The 13,089-nt window shown below is 30.1% G+C and carries 11 protein-coding genes and 1 other RNA gene; 8 read left to right on the top strand and 4 right to left on the bottom strand.

The genetic code is table 11. From position 1 onward, the window contains the following. The first annotated feature begins 92 nt into the window (after window positions 1–92). A complete protein-coding gene (locus B5D14_RS03255; RefSeq protein ID WP_078711162.1) occupies window positions 93–377 on the top strand; it encodes an HU family DNA-binding protein in 285 nt (94 codons plus the stop codon). A 19-nt stretch (window positions 378–396) separates the two neighbouring features. Here B5D14_RS03255 and B5D14_RS03250 read toward each other — a convergent pair whose 3' ends face one another. Genes B5D14_RS03250 through B5D14_RS03240 form a run of 3 tightly spaced genes read right to left on the bottom strand, consistent with a single transcriptional unit; the run spans window position 397 to window position 5,218 of the window. Continuing rightward, window positions 397–2,676 carry a putative bifunctional diguanylate cyclase/phosphodiesterase gene (locus B5D14_RS03250; protein ID WP_078711161.1) on the bottom strand — a complete coding sequence of 760 codons (2,280 nt, stop codon included), beginning with the start codon at window positions 2,674–2,676 and terminating at the stop codon, window positions 397–399. Window positions 2,677–2,715: 39 nt separating this feature from the next. Further along, window positions 2,716–4,629, bottom strand: coding sequence for a DUF2207 domain-containing protein (locus tag B5D14_RS03245; protein WP_078711160.1), 1,914 nt, complete (start codon window positions 4,627–4,629; stop codon window positions 2,716–2,718). Window positions 4,630–4,666: 37 nt separating this feature from the next. Next, entirely contained in the window at window positions 4,667–5,218 is a 552-nt protein-coding gene (locus B5D14_RS03240; protein ID WP_078711159.1) for a LemA family protein, read from the bottom strand. A 135-nt stretch (window positions 5,219–5,353) separates the two neighbouring features. Here B5D14_RS03240 and ssrA point away from each other — a divergent pair. The 7 genes from ssrA (at window position 5,354) to B5D14_RS03205 (ending at window position 11,565) form a co-directional block, all read left to right on the top strand. Then, window positions 5,354–5,701, top strand: a transfer-messenger RNA (tmRNA) gene (gene ssrA / locus B5D14_RS03235). A 218-nt stretch (window positions 5,702–5,919) separates the two neighbouring features. Next, a complete protein-coding gene (locus B5D14_RS03230) occupies window positions 5,920–6,843 on the top strand; it encodes a helix-turn-helix transcriptional regulator (protein ID WP_078711158.1) in 924 nt (307 codons plus the stop codon). Window positions 6,844–6,892: 49 nt separating this feature from the next. After that, window positions 6,893–7,399, top strand: a complete 507-nt coding sequence (locus B5D14_RS03225; protein ID WP_078711157.1) for a hypothetical protein — start codon at window positions 6,893–6,895, stop codon at window positions 7,397–7,399. A 376-nt stretch (window positions 7,400–7,775) separates the two neighbouring features. After that, entirely contained in the window at window positions 7,776–9,080 is a 1,305-nt protein-coding gene (locus tag B5D14_RS03220) for an MATE family efflux transporter (RefSeq protein ID WP_078711156.1), read from the top strand. Between the two features lie 149 nt (window positions 9,081–9,229). Continuing rightward, complete coding sequence (locus B5D14_RS03215; RefSeq protein ID WP_078711155.1) at window positions 9,230–10,030, top strand: MerR family transcriptional regulator; 801 nt, start codon at window positions 9,230–9,232, stop codon at window positions 10,028–10,030. A gap of 10 nt (window positions 10,031–10,040) precedes the next feature. After that, complete coding sequence (locus B5D14_RS03210; protein WP_078711154.1) at window positions 10,041–11,084, top strand: BtrH N-terminal domain-containing protein; 1,044 nt, start codon at window positions 10,041–10,043, stop codon at window positions 11,082–11,084. A 76-nt stretch (window positions 11,085–11,160) separates the two neighbouring features. After that, window positions 11,161–11,565 carry a DUF1801 domain-containing protein gene (locus tag B5D14_RS03205; RefSeq protein WP_078711153.1) on the top strand — a complete coding sequence of 135 codons (405 nt, stop codon included), beginning with the start codon at window positions 11,161–11,163 and terminating at the stop codon, window positions 11,563–11,565. A gap of 31 nt (window positions 11,566–11,596) precedes the next feature. Here B5D14_RS03205 and B5D14_RS03200 read toward each other — a convergent pair whose 3' ends face one another. Next, on the bottom strand, window positions 11,597–12,889 hold the full coding sequence (locus B5D14_RS03200; RefSeq protein WP_159443706.1) for an APC family permease: 1,293 nt from the start codon (window positions 12,887–12,889) through the stop codon (window positions 11,597–11,599). Window positions 12,890–13,089: the final 200 nt, after the last annotated feature.

Genomic DNA, 13,089 nt, shown 5'->3' with positions numbered 1-13,089 from the left:
GAATTTGCACTAAAATTCGTGATTTTACGCATTTTATTGCTTTACATTCTCAGTTTTGTGATAAAATTATTATATGGAGGATATATTAAATTATGGCAGATGTAAAAACAAAAAAAGTATTAGCTGAAGAACTTGCAGGGGAAATGAATCTCACTAAGAAAGACGCTACTGAAGCAGTAAACTTCCTTTTCGCACAAATGACTAAAACATTGAAAAAAGGTGGAACTGTGGATATTAACGGTTTTGGTAAATTCACTGTTAAGAAAAGAGCAGCTCGTACAGGAATCAATCCTTTAACTAAAGAAAAAATCAAAATTAAAGCGACTAAAGTTCCTGCATTTAAAGCATCTAAAACACTTAAAGATATCGTCAAATAGTTTATGAAAAAGTTGTAACTTATTGGTTACAACTTTTTTTATTTACCGCTTCTTCAAATTGTTCTTGCGCTAATGGTTTATAGAAATAATATCCTTGAATAAAATCACAATTTAACTCTTTTAACATATTTAATTGTTCTTCATTTTCAACACCTTCTACAACTGTTGTCATCTCTAAATTTCTTGCTAACTCAATAATACTCTTAATAACAGATTGTCCCCGTTGTTTGTTCTCCTCATTCATTAGCAAGAATACTCTATCTATTTTTAATGTATCTACTTGAATATCTTTTATCCTATTTAGTGAAGAATAACCACTTCCAAAATCATCCACTGAACATGTCATACCAATGTCATGAATTTGTTTTACGATACCACTTATTAATTCAACATGTTCATTAATTGCACTTTCAGTAAATTCAAATTCCAAATATTTACTTGGGACATTATATTTTTGAATTATGTTTTCATAATCTTTTATAAAGTTTGTATTTTCAAAATGATGTGCAGATAAATTGATTGATATCTTCACAATTTTTTTATCTTCATCAATCCATTTTCTAATCATTTTACAAACTTCTTCAAAAACAAATAAATCTAGTTCTATTATGAAACCATTCTTTTCGAATAATGGAATGAATTCCACTGGTGATATAATTTCATTTTTCATAGTGATCCATCTCACCAATGCTTCAGCACCTACAATTTGATTTGTATGTACATCAACTTTAGGTTGTAAGTATACTTTAAACTCTGATCCTTTTATCGCATCTTCCATTACATCTTCTAAGTATTTCTCTCTAACCATACTTTGATCTCTTCGTAAATTATAAATACTATACATCGCTCTTGGTCCACATTTTTTCATCTTTGTGTTCATTACAAATTTTGAACGATCAATTAAAACTTGGTAGTCAATTAAATTCTTATCTTCCTCATTAATAATATAAACACCAAAATCAAGTGTTGGTGGTGAGAAATGTATCGCTTCTTCTCTCATTCGTTCACTAATTTCACTTGCCCAAATCTTAAATCGCTCAGCCAATTCAATTTCATCAATATAATGAACTAAGATAATGAAATGATCACTATCAATACGCCCCAACATCTCACCATTTGATAAATTATCTGTAACTACATTTTTGATTAGACGGAGAATATAATCCCCATATTCTCTTCCTTGTTCTTCATTAATTAATCTAAACTGATGAACATTTGTATAAACAATTGCATATTGATATGAATCATTTTCTTCAAAATAGTTTTGTAAATTTAATTTAAAGTATTGCAATGAATTCGTTCCTGTTAAAGAATCAATGAACGCAATTCTCTCAAGTTCTTTTTTAGTTATATGATGGCGATAGCCAATGTAAATTGAAAGTGCTACTCCACCTAATGTTACAAACATCAAGAAGGCAATTGTACTGTCCATAAATAAATTGAATTGTGCATTTGCAACATGATAAGGCACTGAGATAGAAAAATATAAATTTTCAAATTTTAAAGGATCAAATGATATATAATTTTTCTCACCATTTTCGATTATTTGTATTTCACCTGGTTGATAATTTTGTGCAAGAGTTTTTAATTTCTCTACTTCTATTTCATTTTTTTGTGAATTAGAGATTAAGTAATTAAAATAATTTATGTCCAAGTTACTTATATTGGGATTCGTTGTAAAAATTATTTCTCCCTCTGCATTAAATACTGTTGAAGTACTTTTCGCATTAAAAACATCAACGCTTAAAATTGATTTAAAAACATCTAAGTCATAAACTGCACATATTCCTAAATAATTAGTTCCGTCAATTGTTACATTTCTTATAGGCATTGTAAACATGATTCCTTCTCCTACTGAAGAATTTGTACTAATGCTTATGCTACTGTAGCGATGTTTCATATTGTTATAAAGTTTTAGATTTTGAACATTATCTACTACCTCATTGTTTTCATTAATTAAATTACCTTTACTATCAATTAAAAAAAGTGACTTGAAATTCCAATTTTGTCTTTGGTCTTCTATGATATCCTTTAACCTATCATATGATTTTAAATAATCATTCTTCAGTAAGATTTCAACCGTCTCCAAAAATGTGAATTTATTAGTCACTGTATCTTTTACATTGTTACTCATTTGTGATACCAATTCATTCATATAATATTGATTATCTTTTTCAACTGTTTTTCTTAAGTATGCAAAATACATTGATGAAATCGCAACTAAAAACATAGATAAAAATATTACAATAATTATTGTCAACAAATATGGCTTCTTTGATTTTAGTTTGTAACTGGTCATATATTTCTCTTTATTTCTTTCTGTATTTAATCGGGTATACTACCAACCACCGCCTGATGATCCGCCAAAGCCTCCTCCAGTGAAGCCACCTCCACCGAATCCGCCACCTGAACCGCCACCGAATCCGCCGCCAAAACCGCCGCCTCGACCTGTTCCAGCAGTAACTGGAGGAATTGGATTCTGTATGCTACTCATATGTGAAGACATTGCATGAATCATCCTGTACTGCATATATGGATAATATGTAGTTCCAACATACCATGTTGGCGCTGGTATTTCTAAATCTTTGAAATGTTCACTCCATACATCACTTAATCCCAATGCATAAGCGTAAGGTAAAATGTTATAAAAATATTGTGGATCTTGTCTTACAAGCATATCAAGTCGATCTTTTTCAGCAACTTGGATAAACTCCTTAAGTCCTAATACTTGACCATAAAGTTTTAAACCTAATGGTGTTCTTTTTAGCATGAAATTTGAAATAATACAAATGATAACTGTGATTAATATGCTAATTAAGAATAGCATTGTATGTCCTAATCCTAGCATTGCGTAAATACCGAAGGATACAAGTGCTGTCATACAAATTAATACAAATCCTCCTGCAACTAATCCATATTTACTTACTCCAGGAGCAGCCCACTTTTGTACACCTATATTTTGCATCAAGCAACCTACTGTTGTAAACAAAAGTACTATAACAATTGCGATTAAAGCTACCACCACATTATACATTGATGCATAGATTGCTAAAGCAATATATAAAGCAATTGGTAGTCCTGCAACTAGCCCCACAAAAGACCTTAAGGCAAATGAATTCGAAGTATAAATTCTATTCTTTTTTGTCGTAAAGTAATCTTTCACAGAACTTTTAGCATTTACAAAATCTTGATAAATATCAGTGGATAACTGATTTGTAGTAACGACATCTCTTCCTTTAAATATTCCTGAGAAGAATGATTTTTCATAAAAATGGCTTTCATCATCTAAATCTTTTAGTTTCGTGAATTCTAAATCATCTCCAACTTCTTTCATCGTTATGTAACCTTTGTTAGCCCAATCAAATATCAATGAAACAATATCTTGATTGTCTACTGAACCATCAATTATATATCCTACCCCTGCACTTGATACTCCTTTAGGAGCAGTGAATTCAACTGTCTTTACAACTTGACTATCTTTACCATATTTCAAGAATAAGAAAATCACAAGTAAAAGCAAAACTACACTAAATCCAAAAATGAGATAGATTGGCATTGTAAATGTTGGATAAATAAAATAATTTTCAGGTAAATCCAATTTGATTGTAATTCCTCTTCCATTGGAAATTACATCGTTAAACGTCCCTTCAATTACATTTCCATTAACTTGATAACTCAGTGCATCACTTACCCCTGCTTCATCTGTGTAAAAATAGAGTTTACTTTCATCAAATTCTTTTGGCATTGTAATCTTAAAACTTGCATGATTAATATTTGTGTCCCAATCATTCGCAATGATGTTGTAATAGAATGTTTGAATTCCATCTAACTTCAAATCTTTCGAATGAACACGGTGTGAAACTACATATGTTTCGAATTCATTTGCATAAGAATCAGCATCTCCAATTCTCAATTGAACACCATAATTATTTGAATCTATTTCATAATCTTGACCCGATAATACTTTCACTTGATCAATTGGAAAGTTATAGTCTCTAACTACTGTTTCGCCATTAATATTCCAAGTCACATCATCATAAAAAGTATGCATTGTAAGATAAATCCCATGAAGGCGTCTATCAAATTGAACATTCAGTGTTTCTGTAATATTATATGTCCCATCTTCCTCAATTTCTATATCAACATGATAGTCATTGATTTCAAATCCCTCTTTTGCTGATACAGGTAATACAAGTATACCTATGAAGAAAAGTGAGCATATGCAGATAAGAATTTTTTTAATCTTTCTCATAGAACCTCCTAAAATAAAATATCGCTTTCGCGATATTTTAGAATTGAACTTTTACATTTTCGCGTTGTGTTTCATCACTCACTACAAACATAGGTTGTTTCTTAAAATTGAAAATTGAAGCAATAATACTGCTTGGAAACATTTCACAACGTGTATTGTATTCTTTAACAACACCATTGTAATATTTTCTAGAGTTCGCAATTTCCTCTTCCATTTGTTTAATTTGAGTTTGTAATTCAATAAAATTTTGATTTGCTTTTAAATCCGGATAACTTTCAGTAAGTGCAAATAAACGACCCAATACTCCTGATAATCCTTTTTCAGCTTCAATTTTGCCTTCCATTGTAGTAGCAGATGCTGCTGCATTTCTTGCATTAATTACCGCTTCTAAAGTTTCACTTTCGTGTTTAGCATAACCTTTAACAGTTTCAACTAAATTTGGAATCATATCATATCTCTTCTTAAGATATACATCCATTGTAGAGAAAGCTTCTTCGACTTTATTTTTCCATGTAATGAAAGAGTTATATGAAGATATAGCCCAAATCACTAAGACCGCAAGTATAACAATAACAATAATCCACACCATAAATTTTTCTCCTTTTATTGATTCATTATACCACATCGCAATCGTAATAATACTAAATCTTACTTTACCTATCTCTAGTTATCTTCATTGACTATGCAGATGATATGAGATATAGTATATTTGCTTCAAAACAACGGGGTTGTCATGGTTTCGACAGGTTTAAGTTTGATTTGAACTGCAGTGGAGTGGTGACCTAATCACCAAACAAAAATAACTGGAAATAACAGATTATCATTTGCTGCTTAATCGCCTAAATACTGGTCGCAGCATCCTATCTTAAAATTGTCATTAGTTTTAATTTAGTGTATTCATAATGAATAAGGTGAAGTCTAGCTTGGTGATGGATCCTGACAATTCTTACAAGCAAATTCAATCTTTGTTGGCTCGCTCCATTTGATTGTCTTACCAATAGCGAGATAAACTGTAGACGTTCAAATGTGGGACTATTCTTGGACAGGGGTTCGACTCCCCTCAGCTCCACCAATTTAACTACTGACAGTATTTTGAATCCTAAATTATAGGCAATTCAAAATACTGTTTTTTTTTTTAGAAAAGTTGAATTTCAAATCATCACCTCTATAAAAAAGGAATATCTCATTTTTGATTAATTATTCATTAAAGGTATTCAAAATTCTAGAACCTTTTTTTGTTTATTCTCAAACTTACTATTTATTTGCTATACTATCCTTGGTGATAATCAAATGAAAATTTATAGACTTTTAGAAATTATTATATACTTATTGAATAATAAGTTTGTAACCGCAAAACAATTAGCGATGAAATTTGAATGTTCTGTTCGTACTATCCAAAGAGATATGGAAACTTTATTAATTATAGGAGTTCCTGTTGAATCTACAGTAGGTATAAATGGAGGCTACTCTATCTCAGATTCTTTTAAATTGCAAAATCAATTTGTTAAAAAAGAAGATTTAACATTAATTATTACTGCACTTAAAAGTTTAATAACAGGTTACAATAATACACAATTAGAAAAAATATTAGATACCTACGAATCTATTGTTGATAAAGAATCTCATGCTAATATTTCTTTGGATTATAGCGTTGTAAAAGAGGATAAAAAAGTACAAGCACTTAATCAACAGATTGAGGTCGCTATTTTTAATCATCATCAAATCTCTTTTGATTATTACAATATCGAAAACTTCTATTCATCTAAAAATGTTATTCCTGTTATTCTTCGTTTTCAATGGTACGCATGGTATTTATTTGCCTATGATTTAGAAAAGGATCAGTATCGAACTTATAAGGTTTCTCGTATAGATAATGTAATAGAAACAGATGTTAATTATGTGCCCTATACTAGTGATAGAATTGAACAGTTATTAGAAAAAAATGATAGTCATTACCGTAGTACATATGAATGTATCATCGTAAAGTGCAAAAAAGAAGGTATTCATATTTTAAAAGAGTATTTTCCTGAAGAACACAAAGAAAAGTTGCCGGATGGAAATTATTTAATGTATTTGCGTGTACCTGAAAAAGAACGCTTATGGCAGGCATTATTATTAAGTATGGGTAATTACATTGAAATCATTAGTCCAGAATATTATAAGCAAAAATTAATTGAAACAGCTAAAAACTTTTTAAGTAACTATGACATATAGGTGTCGTAATTGTTCTGCTATGCTCTAAACAAAAAGGAGAATAGTGGAAATGAATAAATTTATAGAAGCAATAATTGCGAATGAAAAACATAATTCAATACCAGAATCGCAAAATTATTGGGGCTCAATTATTGGTGAATGGGAGTTAGAATGGGTTGTTCATCCAGGAACTTCAAACGAGCGTTGTGTAAAAGGTGAATGGATATTTTCATGGATACTTGAAGGAAAGGCAATTCAAGATGTATTTATATGTCCATCGCGTGAAGAGGTAAAAAATAAAGGCATTAGCAACGGTGAGTATGGTACGACTATTAGGGTATATTGTGAAAAAACAAATTGTTGGGAAATCTTTTATGCCTGTAGTAATGATGTAAATAGATTACAAGCAAAAAAAGTAGATAATGAGATTATACTGACAGAAATACCAGATGGCAAAATGAAGTGGATATTTTCTAATATTCAAAAGAATTCTTTTCAATGGCAGAATATTCAATTAGATAAAAACAATCAATGGGAAGTCATTGTATCAGCCAAAGCAATAAGAAAATCTATCTAAGCTATGAAGTAATTTTTCAATTATTTAGTATTTTTAAATAATGTTATTAAAGGAATATAAATACAATAATAAACAAATATCTAAAAAGACTGTAATGACAAGATAGTTTTAACTATTCAAGATATTCAGTCTTTTTTTCTGAATCAATTCTAAACGGAGATCATCTTTGTATTTAAGTAGTAATTGATTATTGTAGTTTTATTTTATTATTTTTTGAAATGTTTTGTTTTTCAATTTATCTGTGTTATCATTTATTGAAACGTAAATATATTTTGGTTTTTGCTGCCGAGTAAAAATCAAATGGCAGCATTCTGTTCACTTACCGATAGGCCAATGAAGGTATTGTGATGTGGGTGCTTTTTATTTGGAGGAATTTATGGCTACAAAAAACATTAAGAAAATTTATATTCGTTATGTATCACTTAATATTATTGGAATGATTGGACTTTCATGTAATATACTCGCAGATACATTCTTTATCGCTCAAGGTGTTGGATCAATTGGTTTAGCCGCTTTAAATATTGCTATTCCCATATATAGCTTTATTCATGGTGCAGGTTTAATGATTGGAATGGGTGGAGCGATACGATTTACACTTACTAAAGCAAATACTATTTTTACTCAATCCATTTACTATGCCTCTATAATGTCCGTTATTTTTTTACTGTTAGGACTATCATTTTCTGTACCCTTGTCAACGATGTTAGGTGCTGATGCTGTAACTTTGGCAAATACATCCACCTACTTAAAAATCATTTTATGTTTTGCTCCTTTTTTCATTTTAAATAATATTTTAATTTGTTTTGTAAGAAACGACAACAATCCCCAGCTTTCTATGATTGCTATGCTCGCTGGTAGTTTATCGAATATTATTTTAGATTTTATTTTCATCTTCCCATTAGGATTAGGAATGTTTGGTGCAGCATTTGCTACTGGACTTTCTCCTTGTATTAGTCTTCTTATTCTATCGAATCATTTTTTCAAAAAGAAAAATACATTCAAACTACAAAAATGTATGCTTCACCTTAAATCAATCGTCGATATTAGCTGTCTTGGTTTTTCTGCCTTAATCACCGAGTTATCATCCGGTATCGTTATTATTGTTTTCAATATATTAATTCTTAATATAGCAGGAAATATTGGAGTAGCTGCCTATGGTATAATTGCCAATATCACACTTGTTGTTCTTGCAATTTTCACAGGAATATCTCAGGGGATGCAACCATTAATCAGCAATTCATTCAAAGAAAACAATCGACACCATTTAAAAAAATTACTAAAATATGGCACGATAACAACACTAATCATCAGTATAATAACTTACCTAATCTCCATTTTATACGCAGAAATTATCGTATCCTTCTTCAATAGTGAAGCAAATTTAGAATTAGCTAAGATTGCGGTCAATGGACTTCAAATTTATTTTACTGCTTTTTCTTTCGTAGGTATTAATATCTTGATTTGTGCATTTTTCAGTTCAGTTGACAAACCAAAATATGCTTCTATCATATCTATGCTACGAGGGTTCATCATTATTATCCCAGTAGCATTCATCTTGTCTTCACAATTTGGATTGAATGGAGTTTGGATGACCTTAACAGTCACAGAAATAATTGTTCTTATTATATCGTTTACACTGCTCTATCGTAATAAGGGTCTTATTACTTGCGACCAGAAATAATGATAGAATCAGACAATAAAGATTTAAAAACATGATGGTTATCCATTACCTTTTACATCAAACGTAGATGTTATAATATTGATGAGCATAATTTTCCTCTTTACTTTCCCCTGCAGAGGATAGTTTAAACTAAGTACAAGGAGGTACAAATGTATAAAATTAGCCAATTTTCAAAGATATCAGGGCTTACCATAAAAGCATTACGCTATTATGACAATGAAGATATTTTAAAACCAACTTCTAGAGATTTCGAAAATCAATATCGATATTATAGTGATAATGATTTAAAAACTGCACAACTTATCAAACTATTAAGATCTTTTGATTTTTCCATTAAGGAAATTAAAGAAACAATTGAACTCGTTAATTTGGAAGAAGATTTATCACATATTCTTCATGAAAAAATTAAAATAATCGAAAGAAATATCTCAAAAGAAAAAGAATTATCTAAAAAAATAAGAACATACATAAAAGAGACAAATCAAAGAGAACTGTATAATGAATACTCTATACAAATTATCGAAGTCAGTGAACAACTTGTGGCATCTATTCATTTCACAGGAAAATATACTGATCTTGATCAATATATCCCCATACTTTATGGAGCAGCTAAAAACCAAAAAGCAGGTCCACACTTTAACTGTTATTATGATGAAGATTATTCCGATAATGCTGATATAGAAATTTGCTTACCTGTAAAAACAACAATCAATCATAAAAATATCAAGATGAAAACATTACCCAAGATAAAAGCACTTAAAACTATTCACTATGGAAGCTATGATACTTTGAAGTATGCTTACAAAGTACTAATTGATTATGCAAATAAGAATCAAATAAAAACTATAACTCCATCTAGAGAAATTTATATTAAGAGTCCTGGGTTGATTTTTAGAGGAAATCCCAATCACTATATCACAGAAATTCTTTTACCTTTTGAAGTTTATTGAAAGGACAATTATGAAAAAAATAATTAATGATTTTCTCCCTCTGGGAGGTCAACATTGTATTACAAACTCATTAAAACAAGTTTTCTCTTATAATAACTATCATTTGTCAGAAGAAATGATGTTTGGTTTAGCATCTGGTTTATCATTTCTCTATATCAACCAAGAAAAATCTCCAATGATTAATGGCAGGATAAAAATTTTTGAATTTGAAGAAAAACTTGCACAACGATTAAATATTAAAATTTGCTGCAAATCAGGAAATGATTATGATAAGGTATTTAATCAAATTAAATCAATTATTGATCAAGACCAACCAATTTTAGTTTATGTGGATATGGCTTACTTAAGATATCTAGACATGGATGAAAACAATCACTTTGGAGGACATGCCGTTGTGATTTATGGATATGATGATGAAAATAAAACTGTATGGATTAGCGATCGGGATAACCACGACTATCCAATACGTTCACCAAAAGGGAATATAGCAATGGATTATCATCTTGTTAGTTATCACGAATTCATGAAAGCTAGAAACTCATCATTTAGACCCTTTCCTGCAAAAAATAAATATTTAACATTTGATTTCAATACGTATCAATCTCCTACTCCAGACATACTAAAAGAAGCTATTCAAGAAACCTGTGAATCTATGCTAAATCCACCTGCTCATCTACTAGGTATAGAAGGTATCCATAAATTCTCTAAAGAAGTTTTGAAGTGGGATAAATTTAGTGATTCCAAATTACGCAATGCTGGAATTACAAACTACTTTCAAATTAGCAAAGATGGTGGAACAGGCGGTGGAATCTTTAGAAAAATGTATGGAAATTTTCTTATTGAAGCTTCTGCTATACTTGTAAATAAAAAAGTATATGAAATTGGAAAGCAATTTACTGTTGTTGCAGATTCGTGGAATGATATAGCTAACGACTTATGGCAATTATCTGAAACTTTAGATATTAATATATTAGACAAGATTTCAAAAAAAGTTCAACTATTGTATTGTGAAGAACGCGAGTTATATTTCTCTTTATATAACGCATTATTATAATTCTCTACTTAGAATCATTATACTCGCAATTATAGCAAATTTAGTTATGATAGAGTTATAACAAGTAGGTGACTTTATGAAAATAGAAGCAAGTTCAATTAATGAATTAATTAAGAATTCTGCAGATAAGAAAAATGATTTAATTCAGCTCGATAAAATCATGATGAAAGTAAACTCTTCATTCGAACGCTGGTTATACACTAATCATAATTATACAATGATTGCATATGGTAAATTAACAATTGATCCAAATTATCCGCTTTTCTGTTTAGCACCTCAAAAAAATTATATTAGCCTTTACATATTTAATTGTGGCGATGAAGATATCCTCATTCATTCTTACAGGAATAAGTTAGGAAAAGTATCAACTGGAAAGTATTGTATTAAAATATCCAATTTTGATGTTGTTAATTTAGATAAACTAATCGAATTATTAAGTGAATGCAATTTGCGTAATCAAGAAAAAAAGCTAGAAAACTAGCTTTTTTTGTTAATCAACAGTGAATAGTAATTTATAAAGTTGTTTCTTTTTTAGTCATCCTTTTTTGTATCCAATACAATAAGACACCTATTAATACTAGAATCACCCCAGTAATAACTATTTGCAAAGTAAATCCTGTAATTAGGTATGCACTTGATGCCAATGCAAGAATTGGAATCGTATATCCACCAGGAACCTTGAATCCAATATTTTCATCTTTTTTGCGTAGTTTCATCATCGCTAAAATACTAGGAACATTGTGTAAAAATGAAATAAAAACTGATAATGAAATTAAATACATAAAGTCACCACTTACTACTAAAATCATGGCCAATCCAAATGTAACCAAACTACTTATATATGGTGACTCAAACTTATTCTTTTTTGAAAAACAGCTAGGGAGCAATTTCTTTTCTGACATTGATGAAGCGATGACAGGAGCATTAAACGAAAATGAAACTGCCAAACCACCAATCGAAACCAACATTCCAATTATTATTAAATTATAGCCAAGGCTTCCCCATATTTGTTTAAATGCCATTGCAGCAGGTAATATTTCTCCAGATAAACTTGTACCCAATATTCCAATACAAACAAAAGTAATTAATCCATATAAAACTGTACTAGCTAAAATAACACTAATTAGAGCTAATGGTATGTTGCGTTTTGGATTGTTCATCTTTGCAGCTGCAACAGGTAGGAAAGAGAATCCAATAAACGCATAAAAGATAACACTTAAAGCTTTAGCAAAGTCCTTCGATATTGAAGTGAAGGTATGTGCCCCTGCTGGTAAGAAGACACTGAAATTATCGAATTTGATAAAAAACAATCCAACTACTATAAACAAAATGATAATCGCTAGTTTAGATGTTGAAGAAATGTTATTCAGTAATTTCATAATCAAAGTTCCAAACAAATTTGCTACAAACAATAAAAGTAAAACACCAACGCCAACTAAGTTATATACCATTGTATCTTTTAAAGCGGGTATTACACCTTGCAGTGTTGTTAGGAAAGCTGATGTTTCTGCGGCTAGAATTGTTACCGACAAAAACCAAATACTAAGTCCAACCTCAAAACCAGAAAACTTCCCAAATGCTTTATAGACATACAACCACGCAGCACCATCTTCGCTATATCTTGATGCTAACTCAGCATAGCAAAGAGCAATCATTAATACCATAAAACTCGCAAATAATATAACCAATAAACTTGAAACAGCCATATCTTGATACATTTTTCCTGGTAATAAAAATATGCCTGATCCAATTATTCCATTTATTCCTAATAAAAATATACTTGTAAATCCTATCTTCTTTGTCATCTCATTATCCTTGTTATATAGGTCCCCCATTCAATTACCTTTCTACTAAAATGATAATTTCTTTAATCTCACTTTACAAGTTTAGTGATTTTTCATCCCCTGTCTAGGTTTGATAGAATTCCTAATAAATATAAAAACAGAGTAGCAAGTTTTACTTTGCTACCCTGTTTTCTATTTTATTCATCTTGTTTGAACAAGTT

The sequence above is a fragment of the Anaerorhabdus furcosa genome, from assembly GCF_900167375.1.
Taxonomy (GTDB): domain Bacteria; phylum Bacillota_I; class Bacilli_A; order Erysipelotrichales; family Erysipelotrichaceae; genus Anaerorhabdus; species Anaerorhabdus furcosa.
This window is presented reverse-complemented; position numbering and strand designations above follow the sequence as displayed.